Annotated in this window: 13 protein-coding genes; 8 read left to right on the top strand and 5 right to left on the bottom strand. The window is 68.8% G+C overall.

Features of this window, described 5'->3' with window-relative positions:
• From VKP62_04755 to VKP62_04735, 5 genes are all read left to right on the top strand, one after another.
• Positions 1-441 (top strand): hypothetical protein (locus VKP62_04755; protein MEB3196495.1); only part of this gene is annotated, 441 nt, incomplete at its 5' end.
• Between the two features lie 37 nt (positions 442-478).
• Positions 479-904, top strand: a complete 426-nt coding sequence (speD, locus tag VKP62_04750) for an adenosylmethionine decarboxylase (GenBank protein MEB3196494.1) — start codon at positions 479-481, stop codon at positions 902-904.
• 158 nt (positions 905-1,062) lie between these two features.
• Positions 1,063-4,227 carry an efflux RND transporter permease subunit gene (locus VKP62_04745; protein MEB3196493.1) on the top strand — a complete coding sequence of 1,055 codons (3,165 nt, stop codon included), beginning with the start codon at positions 1,063-1,065 and terminating at the stop codon, positions 4,225-4,227.
• Positions 4,228-4,302: 75 nt separating this feature from the next.
• Complete coding sequence (locus VKP62_04740; GenBank protein MEB3196492.1) at positions 4,303-5,631, top strand: lysyl oxidase family protein; 1,329 nt, start codon at positions 4,303-4,305, stop codon at positions 5,629-5,631.
• 229 nt (positions 5,632-5,860) lie between these two features.
• A complete protein-coding gene (locus VKP62_04735) occupies positions 5,861-6,244 on the top strand; it encodes a hypothetical protein (protein MEB3196491.1) in 384 nt (127 codons plus the stop codon).
• A gap of 138 nt (positions 6,245-6,382) precedes the next feature.
• Here VKP62_04735 and VKP62_04730 read toward each other — a convergent pair whose 3' ends face one another.
• A complete protein-coding gene (locus VKP62_04730) occupies positions 6,383-7,768 on the bottom strand; it encodes a TIGR01777 family oxidoreductase (GenBank protein MEB3196490.1) in 1,386 nt (461 codons plus the stop codon).
• A 97-nt stretch (positions 7,769-7,865) separates the two neighbouring features.
• Positions 7,866-8,492, bottom strand: a complete 627-nt coding sequence (gene folE / locus VKP62_04725) for a GTP cyclohydrolase I FolE (protein ID MEB3196489.1) — start codon at positions 8,490-8,492, stop codon at positions 7,866-7,868.
• A gap of 136 nt (positions 8,493-8,628) precedes the next feature.
• Between folE and VKP62_04720 the strand changes: the two genes are divergently transcribed.
• Positions 8,629-9,543: a MerR family transcriptional regulator gene (locus VKP62_04720; protein MEB3196488.1), complete on the top strand. Its 915-nt coding sequence runs from the start codon at positions 8,629-8,631 to the stop codon at positions 9,541-9,543.
• A 79-nt stretch (positions 9,544-9,622) separates the two neighbouring features.
• Here the strand turns inward: VKP62_04720 and VKP62_04715 are convergent, their stop codons facing one another.
• Positions 9,623-10,870: an NAD(P)/FAD-dependent oxidoreductase gene (locus tag VKP62_04715; protein MEB3196487.1), complete on the bottom strand. Its 1,248-nt coding sequence runs from the start codon at positions 10,868-10,870 to the stop codon at positions 9,623-9,625.
• Between the two features lie 14 nt (positions 10,871-10,884).
• Positions 10,885-12,576: a cryptochrome/photolyase family protein gene (locus VKP62_04710; GenBank protein ID MEB3196486.1), complete on the bottom strand. Its 1,692-nt coding sequence runs from the start codon at positions 12,574-12,576 to the stop codon at positions 10,885-10,887.
• A 196-nt stretch (positions 12,577-12,772) separates the two neighbouring features.
• Between VKP62_04710 and VKP62_04705 the strand changes: the two genes are divergently transcribed.
• Positions 12,773-13,513: an SDR family oxidoreductase gene (locus tag VKP62_04705; protein MEB3196485.1), complete on the top strand. Its 741-nt coding sequence runs from the start codon at positions 12,773-12,775 to the stop codon at positions 13,511-13,513.
• A 47-nt stretch (positions 13,514-13,560) separates the two neighbouring features.
• On the opposite strand, the gene VKP62_04700 is transcribed toward VKP62_04705, so the two are convergent.
• The gene (locus VKP62_04700; protein MEB3196484.1) at positions 13,561-14,226 is read right to left on the bottom strand and encodes an NAD(P)H-binding protein; all 666 of its coding nucleotides are present in this window, start codon (positions 14,224-14,226) and stop codon (positions 13,561-13,563) included.
• Between the two features lie 70 nt (positions 14,227-14,296).
• On the opposite strand from VKP62_04700, the gene VKP62_04695 reads away from it, so the two are divergent.
• Positions 14,297-15,244 carry a hypothetical protein gene (locus VKP62_04695; GenBank protein MEB3196483.1) on the top strand — a complete coding sequence of 316 codons (948 nt, stop codon included), beginning with the start codon at positions 14,297-14,299 and terminating at the stop codon, positions 15,242-15,244.
• The last annotated feature ends 70 nt before the right edge of the window (positions 15,245-15,314 follow it).

The following is a 15,314-nucleotide window of genomic DNA, read 5'->3' as shown; positions in this document are numbered from 1 at the left end:
AAACAACTCCCGAACGGAGGCGAAGCGCCTCGTTCGGGCGATGAGCCCGCCTCGCTGGAGTCTCAAGCCGGCGAGTTGCCCGTTTACGCCGTCGAGGCCCCGGCCGAACCGCCCGCCAGCGCCTTCTCGCTGACCAAGGCGGTCACCAGCAACCTGCCTGTGGGCGACGCGGGCCTGAGCGGCGTCGTGCGCAACATGTTTGGCAGCACCCGCCCGGTGGTGGCCGGCGCCTGGGTGGTGGTGGTGTCGGCGGCGGATGCGACCAAGCGGGCCGAACGGCAGACCGATGCGCGGGGACGCTACCGCCTGTCGGGCATCGCGCCCGGGGGGTACTTCGTGCTGGCGAGCCTCGGGGCGGGCGGTGTACGCCTCCAGCCCCAGTACATCGTCTTGCCGGAAGGCGAGACGGGCGGCGTGAACTTCGCGGTCTACCAGCCCTGAGTGTCGCTGTCGGCGAGCTGGTATCATGCAGGGCACCATGCCCGCCCCGGAACCTCCCGCCTCCTCGCTGCTGATCCCCGCCTCGCCGGCCGGGGGAAAGGCGCGCTACCTGGGGCGCCAGGTCCTGCTCGAACTGTATGGCTGTCCGCCTGAACGCCTGACGGAACGGGCCGGCATCGAGGCTGCCATGCTGGCCGCCGCCCGCGCCTGTGCGGCCACGGTGGTCGAGAGCGTCTTTCACGCCTTCAATCCGCATGGCGTGAGCGGCGTGGTGATCATCGCGGAATCGCATCTGACGATCCACACCTGGCCGGAACACGGCTATGCCGCCGTGGATGTCTTCACCTGTGGCCACACGATCGATCCGGCCGAGGCCGTCGATTCCCTGGCGACCGCGCTGGCCGCCGCGCACGTGTCCGTCACCGAGGTCAATCGCGGTGCGCTGCGGCACCTGCGTGCCTGAGCGTTCGCTCCACAAAACTTGCGACGCCTGGGCCGCTGGTCTGGATGGCTGGAGATGAGCCGTATTGCCGTTGTCAGGCGGGCGGGGGTGTGATAATTTCTATGTAAAACTATTCGGGTTCCAAAGCGTTGCGGAGCCCCTCGCGAGGCAAGCGTGCCATGAACATTTCGGCCTGGGCCATCCGCAATCCCATTCCCATCTGCCTGCTGTTCCTGCTGCTGACGGTGCTGGGCTTCCAGTCGTACCGCACGCTGGGCATCAACCAGTGGCCGAACGTCGACTTTCCGCTGGTGGTCGTGACGGTGGCCCGTCCCGGAGCCGCGCCGGCCGAACTGGAAACGGACGTGACGCGCAAGGTGGAAGACGCCGTGATGGGTCTCAACGGCCTGGAACACGTGCGCTCCACGGTGGTCGAGGGCGCCAGCACCACCATCCTCGAATTTTACGTCGGCACGGACACCCAGGCAGCGCTCAACGACGCCCGGGACGCCGTCAGCCGGATCCGACAGCAGTTGCCGGCGGACGTCAACGAACCGGTCATCAGTCGCCCCAACGGCAGCGGCGATGCCTTCATCAGCTACACCCTGGCGAGTCCCCGGCGCAGCGTCGGGGAACTGTCGCGCCTGGTCGACGAGGACATCACGCGGGCGGTGCTGACGGTGCCGGGCGTGGCGGAGGTGCAGCGTGACGGCGGCCTCACGCGCGAGGTGCGCGTGCGCCTCTCGCCGGCCAAGCTGCAGGCCCTCGGCACCAGCGTGGACTTTGTGACGGGCCAGCTGCGCGCCCTGAACCTGAACCTGCCGGCCGGCAAGAGCGCCCTGCAGGACGGGGAGATCGGCATCCGCACCTTGGGGTCAGCCCGCAACCTGGAGGAACTCAAGGCGCTGCGCGTGCCGCTGGCCAATGGCTCGGCCGTGCGCCTCGACCAGCTCGGCGAAGTGGATTGGGCCTTTGCTGACGTGGCCTCGATCGCGCGCCTGGATGGCGAGCCGGTCGTCGGGTTTTCGGTGGTGCGGGCCCAGGGGGCCCCGCTGGTCCAGACCGAAGCGGGGGTGCGCGAGCAGGTGGCAACACTGAAAAAATCCTTGCCGCCAGACCTGACGCTGACCATGGTGCGCACCCAGGCCACCTTTACGCGGGCTGCCTACACGGCCACCATCGACGCGCTGCTGCTGGGGGCCCTGCTGGCCGTGATCGTGATCTATGCGTTCCTGCGCAACTGGCAGTCCACCCTGATCTCGGGCCTGGCGATTCCGCTCTCCGTGGTGCCCACCTTCTTCGTCATGTCGGCGCTGGGCTACTCGCTCAACGGCATGACGACCTTGGCCCTGACCCTGGTGGTGGGCATTTTGGTGGATGATGCGATCGTCGACCTGGAGAACATCCACCGCCACATCGACATGGGCAAGTCAGCCTGGCAAGCGGCGTTTGAAGCGACTCAGGAGATCGGGCTGGCCGTCATCGCCACCACCATGACGATCGTGGCCGTGTTCGTGCCGGTCTCGTTCATGGGCGGGATCCCCGGCATGTTCTTCAAATCGTTCGGCATCACGGTGGCTGTGGCGGTGCTGCTCTCCTTGCTGGTGGCCCGGACCCTGACGCCCTTGATGGCCGCCTACCTGCTCCCGGAGCATCGGGCCTCCGAGGTCCACGCGGAGGGCCCGTCTCTTTTCAAACAGCGCTACCTGACCCTCTTGCGCTGGGCCTTGCGTCATCGGGCCCGCGTGATGGCCGGGGCGGTCGCGATTTTCATCGCCTCGCTGACGCTGATTCCGCTGATACCCAAGGGCTTCGTCAACAACGGGGACCAAGGGGAGGCGCTGGTGTCGATCGAGTTGCCGACGGGGTCTGGCATCGCCGAGACCGATGGGGTCGTGCAAGCCGCCACGGAAATTCTGCGGCGGCGCCCGGAGGTCACCTCCGTCTTCGGCAAGGCGGGCACCACCACCGGCACTGGCATGGGCGCGACGCGCGGCGAGGCGGGCGGCGTCAACCGGGGCCAACTGTTCGTGACCTTGGTGCCTCGACACGCGCGCGCGATCGGCATCACGGACTGGGTCAAGGCGGTGGCGCCCGAATTACGCGCCATTCCCGGCGCACGCATCGCGATCAACCTGCCGGGGGCTGCGGGCGGCGGCGCCAGCAAGAACATCAACCTGATCCTGCGCGGCAGTGACGGGGTGGCGCTGGAGCGCGCAGCCGAGGCGGTGCTGCTCGACATGCGCCGTCTTCCCGATCTTCGCGACGTGTCCTCGTCGGCGGCTGAGTTGCGTCCCGAAATCCACATCCGGCCCGATACGGCCCGCGCGGCCGAGCAAGGCGTGCTGGTCTCGGCGATCGGGCGCACGGCCCGTATGGCGACCCAGGGGGACACCGACATCAACCTGCCCAAGTTCAATGCGGGTGACGAGCAGGTCAACATCCGCGTGCAACTGACCGAAGCGGTGCGCCACGACATCGCGGCGATCGGCGGGCTGCTGGTACCTGCCCGGCAGGGGCTGGTGCCCTTGCGCACGGTGGCGGAGGTCACCATGGGCGCAGGGCCTGTGCAGATCAACCGCTACGACCGGGCCCGGCAGGTCACCCTGGGCGCCAACCTCTCGCCCGGGTCGAGCCTCGGTGATGCCATGGCCAAGATCAAGGCCCTGCCTTCGATGCGCAACCTGCCACCGGGTATCGAGCAGGGCTCGCTCGGCGAGGCCAAGATCATGGGCGAGATCTTCGCCGGCTTCGGTCGCGCGCTCGGCATGGGCGTGTTGCTGATCTATGTCGTGCTGGTGCTGCTGTTCCGCGGCTTCTTGCAGCCCGCCACGATCATGGGGGCCCTGCCGCTGGCGATCGGGGGCGCCTTTCTGGGCCTGCTGATCGGGGGCAAGGAACTCGGCATGATGAGCCTGATCGGCATCATCATGCTGATGGGACTGGTCACCAAGAACTCGATCTTGCTGGTCGAGTACGCCTTGCAGGCACGTCAATCGGGCCTCCCGCGCGAGGCGGCGCTGCTCAAGGCGGCCGAGGATCGCGTGCGGCCGATCATGATGACGACGATCGCCATGATTGCCGGCATGCTGCCGATTGCCATGTCTCTTGGGGAGGGCACCGAGCGGCTCTCGCCCATGGCCATGGCGGTGGTGGGCGGCCTGGTCACCTCGACCCTGCTGACGCTGGTGATCATTCCGGTGGCCTACACCTATGTCGACGACCTGGCCTCGCTCTTTCAGCGTGCGCTGCCACGCGCCTGGCGCGGTCGCGGTGACCCGGGGCATGAACCACAGGGGCTTTCGGCCGAAGCGCCCAACGTCGGACTCGCCGTTCCGCATTAGACTCCTTCCTCGAACGCACCAGGGCCTCCGCTCGTCTTGCCAGCACCCGTTGTCGGCTCGAAGAGGGAGGATTCCATGACGCGTTTGCCTGGACGGGTGTTGCCCCTGCTCCTGGGGATGTTCGCTCTGGCGGCCTGTGGCCCCCGCGCGCAGGGGCCCGTCGGGGCGGCCGATCCGGCCCAGCCCCTGCCTGAAAAGGCTTTCTGGGTGGACAAGGAGAACCTGGTGGATGGCGAGATTCACCCGGGTGCTTACGATCCGCTCTCACCGCCCTATCGGCTCTCCGCCATCGGCACGCTCGTCCTCACCGGCGCCGAGTCGGATGGGGCGCTGGCCGCTTTTCCACCAGGGGCGGCAATCGACGGCGACACCAGCAGCCAGTGGGCCAACGGCAGCTACCGGGCCTCCTCGGCCTGGTGGAGCGCCCGCCTGAGTCAGCCGGCCGCGCTCAGCAGCGTGCGCCTCAAAACGGGGCCTCTGCCGAGCGGCGTGACCTACGATCTGGCCGTGCGCAGCGCCGGCAGCTGGATCACCGTCGCCACCGGCCTGCGCAACACCAGCTGGCAGCTGGAGACCAAGCGCTTTCCCGCGCGACTTGGGGATGCGCTGCGGGTGTCGTTCCGCAATGACGCCGCCTTGAGCACGACGCGCTTCATGATTTTCGAGTGTCAGGCGGTCGGGGACCCAGACCTCGGGACTGGAACAGCCAGCCCCTCCCCGCTGCCGAGCGCCACTCCCACGCCGCAGCCGCTGCCGACCGGCTCGGTCGATCAGACCGCCCTGCGGCTCGCCTCGGACCTGCGGGCGATCGCCCCGGGCCGCCTGCAGCTGACCTATGAAGGCGGGCGCCGCTTCGTGCGCTTTGACAACACCATCCCCAATGTCGGGGCGGGACCATTCCAGGTGCGGGCTTACAACAGCGACGGCGTGACCCGCGCTTATCAGGAGATCCTGGACGGGACGGGCCGCGTCGTGGCCACCAAGTATGTGGGCGCCTTCGACTTTCACCCGGCGCACAATCACTTTCACCTGGGGGACGTGGCGCTCTACCAGCTGCGCACCGGCAGCCCGACCGGCCCGCTGGAGCGACAAGGGTACAAGGTTTCCTTCTGCCTGCTCGATAGCGTGCGCTACAGCAGCAACGCCGCCCCGTCGGCTTACGGGGGCTGCAACCAGGTGCTACAGGGGATATCGCGGGGTTGGGCGGATCTCTATGACCGCGCCTTGCCCGGGCAGGAATTCGACGTCACGGGCTATCCGTCCGGCCAGTATTACCTGGTCACCCTGAGCGATCCCACCAACAAGTTTGTGGATCCGGATCGCAGCAACGAGGTGGCCTGGGTGCGGTTTTACATGGATCCTGCGCGGGGCAGTCTGCAGGTGCTGAGCCGCTCGACCCCCTGAGCCAGGCCAGCCTTCAGGAGCCTTCGCTGCAGCGGGGGACGGTGCGACGTGCCGGAAACACGACCGCGTGCGCCGCACCGTTCCTCGCTGCGCGGCGCTCGCCTGGCGGGATGTCCGGTCCTCGGCATCGGGTTCACGCAAATTTGAGAACGATTTAGCAAATTGTTAACGCGCCTGCTCCATTGCGCGCCGATAAGCATGCTGGATTCCGAGTACGAGGTTGATCAGCATGCCCGACACGTCCATCTCTCGCCTGGGCCCCATCGGCGGTACCTACGGGGCGCCTCGCTATGGCTACCCCGGCTACACCCAACCGGATCCGATCTCGCAGACGATCGATCAGTTCACGCGTCAGTTCCAGGACGTGGCGCGCAACACGCAGACCTCGTTCCGCCGCATGGAGCGGGCCTGGAACGGCGAGCCGGAATACTCGGTGGGGCGGATAGCCAGCTGGGGTGGTGGGGCGGCCTTGCTCTGGTCGGTGCTGGACTCCACCCTGCGCAACCGTCCGGAAGGCCTGCTCGCGCTGGGCGTGCTCGGGGTTGGGGCCTGGGTCGGTAACCAGGCCTACGACTGGTTCATGGACCGCTACGGTCGCCATTTCGGCTACTGATAGCAACGCTCAGTCTGGCGGCGATTCCCGGTCGGCCTTTTGCCGGCGTCGATGGTCGTGGCGAGGCCCGACGCCTGACGTGAAGGACCTGACTTTGCCGGGCGGCGGGCACTGGTGGGCGCCCGGATGCCTGGCTGTTCAGGCGGCTTCTGCTGGCACCAGGCCGATTTCGTGTCGCAGCGCCTCCTCCAGCGTGGGACACAGGAACTGGAAGCCGGATTGCTGCAGCTTGGTGGGCAGCACGCGCGCGCCCTCCAGCAGCAGCGCCCGCCCCATCTCCCCCAGCATCAACCAGACGGCGGGTTCCGGCAGCGGGAGAATGGCCGGCCGATGGAGCACGTGGCCCAGCACGCGCGCGAATTCGCTGCTGCGGGCCGGCTCCGGTGCGGTGGCGTTGACCGGGCCCCGCAGGGAGGGAGTGAAGAGAACGTGCTGAATCGCGCCAAGCAGGTCATCCAGGGCGATCCAGCTCATGTACTGCCGCCCGCTGCCGACCGGTCCACCTGCCCCCAACTGGAAGGGTGGCAGCATCCGCGCGAGCGCACCCCCTTGGGGCGTGAGCACGATGCCGATGCGCAGGTTCACGACGCGCACCCCCGCCTCCCCGGCTGGAGCCGTCTCGGCCTCCCAGGCCCGGCAGACGTCTGCCAGAAAGCCTTGGCCCGCTGCTGCGGACTCGTCTAACCCCTCATCGCCGCGGTCTCCGTAGAATCCGATCGCCGATGCACTGATGAAGGCTTCCGGTTTGCGGTCCAGTCGGGCGATCGCCGTGGCCAGCAAGCGGGTTCCGTCCACCCGGCTTTGAAGGATCCGAGCCTTGCGGGCCGCGGTCCAGCGTCCCTCGGCGATGCCCTCCCCCGCCAGGTGAATCACCGCATCGAACCCTTCGAGATCGCTGTCCCGGATCTCGCCTTTTTCCGGATCCCAGTGAATCTCACCGGGGCCAGGCGCGCGCCGCACCAGACGCACGACGTCGTGCCCCCCGCCCTGCAGGAAGGCCACCAGGGCCTGCCCCACCAGGCCTGAGGCCCCGGAGACGAGGATGCGCCGTCGTCCGACTGCCGCGTAGCGGGCGTGGCGGGCCAGGTCGTCGCGGGTACGCCGATGGCGAAACTGGAACATGCGGCTCAGCGTGGCGTTCAGAAAGCTGCCGCCCAACCACGTCGCCACTGGCCCGCCAGGTGCCTCCACCTCCAGGGAATCCTCCAGCCGACTCTCGCCAGGACCCACCGGGACGAACCGGTGGGTGTGCCGCCACACCGAAAAGGGGCCTGCCACCTGCACGTCGCGAAACTGTCGGTCCGCCACGTGCTGGTCGTGGCGCGCCACCCAGCGCACGCCCAGGGGGCCCTTGCGAATCGTGAAACGGGTTTCCGCCCCGTCTTCCAGGGCGCCCTGACGGGAAATGTCCGCCATGGTTTCCCAAGGGGGTGCCAGGCGCAAAAAAGCCCCCGGGCTGGCGTGCCAGGCGTAGAGTGCTTCTGCGGACACGGGCATCAGGCTGACGTGCTGGTAGGTGTGCATGGCTCCTCCTGGGTCGCCCCCGGCGCCCGACCGGCCCTGGACTGGCAAGGCCAGGGTCCGGGTCACCGGATGATTCTGGCCCGCCCCGTCGCGGCGGTCAGCGTCCGACCAGTCGAAGGAACTCGTCTTTCCAGCTGGCGCTGGTGAGGTCGCCCTCGTAGGCCGTCGTGATCATGCGGGCGCCTTCCTTGCGGACGCCCCGGCAGCGCATGCACCCGTGAGCGGCCTCTACATAGGCAGCCGCGCCGCGAGGTTGGAGGTGCTCCATCAAGCTGCGGGTGATCTGGCGCGTCAGGCGCTCCTGAATCTGGGCCCGGCGGGCGAAGCAGTCGACCAGGCGAGCCAGCTTGGAAAGCCCCACCACCCGTTCGCCAGGCAGGTAGGCGACGTGGGCGATTCCGTCGAAGGGTTGCAGGTGGTGCTCACAAGTCGAATGGAAGGGAATGTCGCGCAACACCACGAGATCCTGGTAACCCTCCACCTCGGCAAAGGTGGTGGCCAGGATGGAGGCCGGGTCCTGCTGGTAGCCGGCGAACTGTTCGGCGTAGGCGCGGACGACGCGGTCTGGCGTGTCGAGGAGTCCCTCGCGGTCAGGGTCCTCGCCGATGTAGGCGAGCAGCGTCCGAACCGCTTCCATGGCGGCTTCCCGGGAGACATCGGCGGAGACGGAGGTGGGCGCATTGGTGAGCCAGACGGGCTCGGCGCGAAGCGGGTGAATGGTCATGTGGGTCACTTCTTTCAAAGGGGACACGCTTTCGACTATAAGTTTTTCACGGAACGCTTGTCAAATATTTGTCCAGGACAAAAGTTTGACAAGGTGGGGGCAGGCTCGGTTAAGATATGGCCTGGAGGCAGCCTGCATGCGCACCGACGACGCTCCGATCTACACGATCAAGTCAGTCGCTCAACTCACGGGGTTACCCACGGAAACCATTCGCGCGTGGGAGCGGCGCTACCAGGTCGTCGCCCCGCAGCGGTCGGGCGGCGGTCACCGATTGTACCGTGCCAGCGACGTCGACCGCCTGACCTTGTTGCAACGCGCCGTGCAGGCCGGTCATACAATCGGGCAGGTGGCGCGGGTCCCCTCGGAGGAACTGGGCCCGTTGCTGGTGACGCCGGCGCCGCGTGAGGCCGTCGTGCGCTCCCTGCCGGAGTCGGCCGTGGCGGACCGCGTGCTGGAAGCGCTTGTGCGCTACGACCAGGCCGGTGCCGCGCGTGAGCTGGAGTCGGCCGCCACCTTGCTGCCCGCGCGTAGCCTGCTGCACGAAGCCGTCTTGCCCCTGCTGGCGCGCATCGAGGAGGGCTGGGAGCGGGGCGTGATCGGCATTGCGCAGGAGCACATGGCCAGCAGCATCCTGCGCGGATTGCTGGGCAATATGATGCGCCTGGCGGAAACCCGACCCGACCGCCCGTCGGCGATCCTGGCCACGCCGCCGGGCGACCTGCATGAACTGGGCTTGCTGTGCGTCGGCCTCCTGATGGCCGGGCGGGGCATGGCGGTCACGTACCTGGGCCCTCAGGTGCCCGCGCGGGACCTGGTCCACGCGGCGCGAGTGACCGAGGCCCGGATCGTCGGGCTGGGCATCGGTATCGTGACGGATCGGACGGCCCTGCTGGGGGAACTCGACCATCTGGCGGCCGAACTGCCGAAGGCGTCCCAGATCTGGCTCGGGGGCCGGGGGGTGGTGGCCTTGTCGGTGGAGCGCCTGCCGCCCCGCTGTCGCTTCTTCCCGACCCTGACGGCCGTCGAGACCGAGGTGGACGCCTGGGGCTGACCCTTCGATGGCCGCGCCGGGACACCCTCGAGTACCGTTTCGGCCCGCAGCCGTCGTCCCGGCGAGCCCGGGACCGCGCCTAACTGGCCCCGAGGATGGCTTCCGCAGCCTGCACGCCCGAACGCAACGCCCCTTCGATGCTGCTCTGCCGGGTGGCCTCGCTGGCCAGCAGGCAACCGCTCGGGTGGCGTTCAGGCCAGCGCGGCGTGCCCACCCCCTGGTCGAACTGGGCAAAGGGCACCGTCACGGTGTGCAGCCAGCGCCAGGCCGAGAGGTCGGCGGCTGGAAACCACTGCCGCAAAGCCTTCAGCACCGCCTCTGGCTCGGAGTCGAAGCGGCCAGCGGCATCGGGCAACAACTGGACGGCTACCTGGTGCTCGCCAGCTGGTGACATGTCGGGGGCCACCAGCGAGGGCACGGCCACGATCCCAACGGGCCCCGTGGCGTCCGGGGCCAGGGCGATCAGGCGTCGCTGGAACGGGGCCTCCGGCGCGGCGAAGTACATCGTGACGGCAGGTTTGCCACGCAAGCGGCGAGTCGGGTCTTCCAGCAGGCGCGACAGCTCCGGCGCCGGGGTGGCGAGCACCACCTGCGGGGCCTCCAGCACCCGCCCATCGGCCAGCGCAACCCCCACCACACGCCCCTGTTCGCGGCGCAGGGCCTGCACGGGGGTGTTGGTCCACAGACTGCCGGGGGTCAATCGGCCTGCCAGCTGGTCCGGCAGGGCTTGCATGCCTTGGGCGGGCACCACGGCCTGACCGCTCGCGAGCATGCGCCAGTAGAAGCGAAAGACGGCCGCATCGACGTCCAGCGTGCGGTCGAGCCAGATGCCGCTGAAAAACGGGCGCAGGAAGCGGGCCTGAAATCGTTCCGAAAACCCCAGCCTGTTCCAGTCTTCGGCCGTTGAGCGGCCCAGCGGGGGATCGCCTTCGCTGCGGGCCGTCTCCAGGCCCAGTCGCATCAGGGCCCAGGCGTCTGTGGGGCCATACAGGCCGCTGGTCACGGTGGACCACAGGTCTCCGGGTTGCCGGAAGGGATCCGCCACGGGCCGCCAGGCCGAGCCTGTCCGGATCAGGGCGCCAGCCTCGTAGGCGCGCCAGTCGAGGGCGCGCACGTCGACCAGGCGGTTCAGGGTCGGGTAGGCCGAGAACAGCACCTGAAAGCCGAGGTCGATCCGGTGTCCCGCTGGCAGCAGGAGGCTGCCCACCCGGCCGCCCACCCGCGAACTGCCTTCCAGCAGGCAGACCTGTTTGCCAGCGGCCTGAAGCGTCACGGCGCAGGCCAGGCCGGCCATTCCGGCGCCCACGATGATCACGTCCGGGTTCATGAGGTCGCGCTCCTTCAACGGCCGGCGTGGTCGGGCGCCAGCAAGGGCAGTTGACCATGCCGCGCTGCCGGCCGAAAAGCCTCCCCCGCGTCCAGGGCTGCCCGCAAGGCTTCGAAGACGGCCTGGTCGCGCTGAACCTCGTCCGGCGTGCGCCGACGCACGGTGCCCAGCACGGGGCCCAAGCGGGCACTGGCAGTCAGGCGGGCCTGATGGCGGTCCAGGTAGGCCCAGTACAGGCGCGTCAGGGGGCAGTCACGTTTGGGGTCGAAGGCGCAACTGCCACAGTAATCGCTCATCCGGGCCAGATAGGGGGCCCCCGCGACGTAGGGCTTGGTGGTCATGTGCGGCCCCAGCGCGAACAGGCCCATGCCGAGGACGTTGGGCTCCACCACCCAGTCCCAGGCGTCGGCATAAGCGACCCAGAACCAGTCGGCCACCTCGCGGGGAGCGAGGTCCAGCAGGGTGGCCAGGTTGGCCAGCACCATCAGGCGGGTGATGTGGTGGCCATAGGCCGACTCCCAGACCTCCTGCACGACGCGATCGAGGCAGGCGAGGCCGGAAGGGGTCCCCCAGAAGGCAGCCGGCAGCGGATGTGTTTGGCCCGGTGGCGTGGGCGCTGCGCCACCGTCGAGCCCTTCAGGCAAGGCGACCGCGGCCCAGCGGCGCGCCCGCCAGCGGCCCCAACCTGCGTCACCAGGTTCCGCTTGCACGTCGGCCAGCTCGCGAAAGCCGTCACTGCGGGCGTGGACGTGCCGGACGAACTCGCGCCAACCCAGAATCTGGCGCACGAAACCCTCGCGGCTCTGCAGTGGCAGATGCTCATCCTCGGCCACGTCCTGGACCACCCGCACCGGCAGCAGGCGGTGCATGTTGAGCAGGGCCGAGATGCGGGTGTGGAAGAGGCCGGCCGAATGAACGCTCATGGCGTCCTCGTAGGGGCCGAAATGTGGCAGGCACTCCTGCCTGGCGAATTGCCAGAGTGCCTCGGCATCGGCCCGGGTGGCGGGGAGCGCGCTCGGGTCGAGCTGGCCGGGATGGTCCGGGAAGTCCCGCTCGACCAGGGCGAGCACCTCCGCCTTGATGGCGTCGCCAGGGAAACGCGGAGGGAGAGGGGCCGGCGGGTTGCCTTTCCAGGGCAGGCGGTTGTCCACATCGAAGCTCAGGCGTCCCCCGAGCGGCTGGCCTTCCTGCATGAGCCAGCCGGTCTGCTGGCGTACATAGCGGTAGAAACTGTCCATCTTGTAAGGGGGCGACGGACAGGCGGCCTGGAATTGGGCCGTGCTGGTCAGCCAGCCCTCGTGCCGAACCACCCGGATCGCACCCGAAGATACCAGCGGCGCCAGATCGGCCCGCAGCTCCCGTTCGGCCGCTTCCATCATGGTGAGCGGGCCCAGCTCCAGCGCCACGTCCCCGAGCACCTGCCGATAAGGCACATCGGCCCAGATGTAGCGCACGGCCACGCCTCTCTCGGCTTGCTCCAGCGCGAAGTGGCGCTGGTTGGCCCATTGCAGGGCCAACCGCTGCCGATGGTAGGGGCGGAGCCTCGCCTTCCAGCGGCTCTCGAGCAGGACGATGCCCGTCTCGCGGGGATTCCCGCGCGAGAGAGGCCCACACGCATCCGTCAGCTGGTCGTCCGGGACAAACAGCCAGTGGCGGCCTTGAGGGGGGGCGGCCAGGGCGTTCAGGGCATCCAGAAAAGCCGACACGGGAGCGCGACCCCCCAAAAAGGGGAGGTGGCGCAAGATGAACCCCCTGGCTCATCTCACGCCACCTTGCAGGTGGGATCCAAGACGTAGTATAACAGATGTACAAGACTTGTCCAGTACAAAAATTGAACAGAGCGGATTTTTTTTGTCGCGGGTGATCTGGCCGCCCCAGGGCAGCCGAGAAAGGCGGTAATTCGTGCCGTTTCAGGAACAAGCCGGGGTGATCGTGGGAGGCTCCGGCGGCATCGGCGCCGCCACTGCGCGGCTGCTGGCCGCCCGTGGCGCCAGGTTGGTCCTCGTCGCCCGGCGCTCGGAGCCGTTGCAGGCGATCGCCACAGAGCTCTCGGCCGCTACCGTGGTGGGTGACGCCTGCGAGGCAGCCACCTCGCAGCAGGCGGTGGACACGTGCCTCGCCCGACACGGTCGTCTGGATTTCGTGGTCCACGCGGCCGGTTCGATCGTGCTCAAGCCGCTGCGCAGCCTCAGCGAGGACGACATGCTGGCGACTTTCCGGCAGAACACCTTGTCCGCGTTCCATCTGATGAAGGCGGCGATCACGCCGATGACCCAGGCCAAGCGCGGCGCGATGGTGGTGTGCTCCTCGGTGGCGGCCGGCACGGGGCTGCCCAACCACGAGGCGATCGCCGCGGCCAAGGGGGCGCTGGAGGGCCTGGTGCGGGCGGCGGCCATGACCTACGCCGGTTCGGGGGTACGCATCAACGCGATCGCGCCGGGGCTCACGCGCACCCCGCTGGCGGCCCACATCACCAGCAGTGAACGGGCGCTGGCGGCCTCGCTGGGCGTGCATCCGCTGGGGCGTCTGGGCGAGCCGGAGGAGGCCGCCGAGGCGATCGCCTATCTGCTGGGGGCAGCCAACGTGACAGGCAGCGTATTGCCGCTCGACGGGGGGATGACGGCCGGACGGCTGCTGCGTTGAGACTGGTCCGGTGCGCGCGGCGCGGGGCAGCGGCCCCGCGTCGTCGCTCAGCTCTCGGCGTCGCGGTTGTTGAGGCCCACGCGTCGCCGGACGAACGCGCCCGCTTCAAGTTCGTCGAGCAGCCAGGCCGCCAGCGCCGGCATGGACGCCCGCTTGGGGCCATCCGGCAACCTATCCGGCTGCACGTTGAGAGGCTGGGCGCGCTCGCCCTCAACCAGATCCGGCGGGCAGACCAGGGTCCATTCCAGGTCGCTGGCGCGCAGGTGTTCGAAGGCGGCCAGGTGGGCGCCGGAACCAGCTCGGAAGGCGGCGGGGTAGCCCGGGGCGTCGCGTCGCAGGCCGCCGCCCGGGGCATCCAGCAGCCCCGCCGTGGCGATCGCCAGGACGCGCCGGATGCCGCTGGCCTGAGCGGCGTCCACGACGTGACGCATGGCCACGGCCAGCATGTCATCGGACTCCTGCCCTCGCCGCGTGCCCAGCGCGGTCACGATCGCCCGGGCCCCGAGCAGACACGCGGCCACCGCCTCGGGATCGCGCACGTTGCCCGGGACGACCAGCAGCCGATCGTTGTGACCGCTCAGCTGGGCGGGGTCTCGCGCCAAAGCACGGACTGCCCAGCCGCGCGACAGGGCCTCGCGCAGCAGGTGCCCGCCCGTGCGGCCGGTGGCGCCGAACAGTGCCAGGCAGGGTGCTTGCAAAGTGGGGTCGTTCATGGCTTCATCCTAGCCGATTCCCTGTGCGGGGCAAGCCCTTCGATGTCGCCGCTTCTTGAAAGGAAACGCCATGCGCGCTGATCGTGTTCTGGCCGGGGCGATCGCCCTGGGCTCCCTGGTCGCTGCCCCGTTGGCTGCGGCAGCCGCGCCGGCTGAGTCCAAGCGGCCGCGGCCGGCGGCTGACGCCGTGCCGATCGCCGCGCCTGCCTCGGTGGTTCCAGCTGTGACCTCCGCCTCTGCGGGGGGCCTGCGCCCCGTGGCACCGCGCGCCCTCGATGAACTCGTGATTGACCATGAGGTGGGCGCCGTGTTGACCCTGCAGAATGACCAGCGCTACGGCAAGGCCGGGACCCAGTATTCCCGGAGCACGGTGGCGCTCGACCGCAACCTGTTTGCCGTCACCCGCACCTCGACCGAGGCGCGCTTTCTGGGGCGCCACACCGTGGTGCTCCTCTACGCGCCGCTCGACGTGCCAACCCGCGTCACGCTCGACGCGCCGCTCACCTTCCGGGGAACCACCTTCGCCGCGGGCACGGTGGTCAATCATCGGTACCTGTTTGACGGGATTCGCGCCACCTATATGTATCGTTTTTACGAGGGCGCGGGCCTGCAACTCGATGGCGGGGCCACCTTGGGGGTGCGCAACGCCGAGGTCAGCCTCACCTCGGCCAACGGGGAGCAGTTCGCCGCGGAGCGCGACATCGGTCCGGTGCCGGCGCTGCGGGGTCGTCTGCGCTACGACGCCGGCCAGGGCCTCTATGCGTTGTATGATCTCGACTGGCTTTACACGCCGGGTGGCCTGACCGGCGCCAGCATCCGCGGGGGCGTCTGCGACACCTCCTTGACGCTCGGGATTCCGCTGCAGACAGGGCTGGATGCCACCTTGCGGCTGCGCTACCTGGCGGGCGGAGCGGAAGTGCCGGGCCGGGAGATCTTCAACTGGGGCCAGTTCGTGTCAGCCACGGCGGGCTTCCGGTTTTCGCCGATGGCCTTCTGGGACGCACCCTCCAGGCGCTGAGGGCGGATGAGCCGGCATTCTGCTCTCCGCAAGACGCATGCTGTGTGGAACGGTCCCGATGGAGGTACCC

The sequence above is a fragment of the Candidatus Sericytochromatia bacterium genome (assembly GCA_035285325.1).
Classification (GTDB): domain Bacteria; phylum Cyanobacteriota; class Sericytochromatia; order S15B-MN24; family JAQBPE01; genus JAYKJB01.
The sequence above is the reverse complement of the archived record's forward strand: the minus strand, read 5'-3'. Positions and strand labels throughout refer to the sequence as shown.

Bases quoted from the DNA above. Each gene is read 5' to 3' on its own strand.
- speD (MEB3196494.1), top strand. From the start codon at position 479: ATGCCCGCCCCGGAACCTCCCGCCTCCTCGCTGCTGATCCCCGCCTCG.
- VKP62_04745 (MEB3196493.1), top strand. From the start codon at position 1,063: ATGAACATTTCGGCCTGGGCCATCCGCAATCCCATTCCCATCTGCCTG.
- VKP62_04740 (MEB3196492.1), top strand. From the start codon at position 4,303: ATGACGCGTTTGCCTGGACGGGTGTTGCCCCTGCTCCTGGGGATGTTC.
- VKP62_04735 (MEB3196491.1), top strand. From the start codon at position 5,861: ATGCCCGACACGTCCATCTCTCGCCTGGGCCCCATCGGCGGTACCTAC.
- VKP62_04730 (MEB3196490.1), bottom strand. From the start codon at position 7,768: ATGCACACCTACCAGCACGTCAGCCTGATGCCCGTGTCCGCAGAAGCA.
- folE (MEB3196489.1), bottom strand. From the start codon at position 8,492: ATGACCATTCACCCGCTTCGCGCCGAGCCCGTCTGGCTCACCAATGCG.
- VKP62_04720 (MEB3196488.1), top strand. From the start codon at position 8,629: ATGCGCACCGACGACGCTCCGATCTACACGATCAAGTCAGTCGCTCAA.
- VKP62_04715 (MEB3196487.1), bottom strand. From the start codon at position 10,870: ATGAACCCGGACGTGATCATCGTGGGCGCCGGAATGGCCGGCCTGGCC.
- VKP62_04700 (MEB3196484.1), bottom strand. From the start codon at position 14,226: ATGAACGACCCCACTTTGCAAGCACCCTGCCTGGCACTGTTCGGCGCC.
- VKP62_04695 (MEB3196483.1), top strand. From the start codon at position 14,297: ATGCGCGCTGATCGTGTTCTGGCCGGGGCGATCGCCCTGGGCTCCCTG.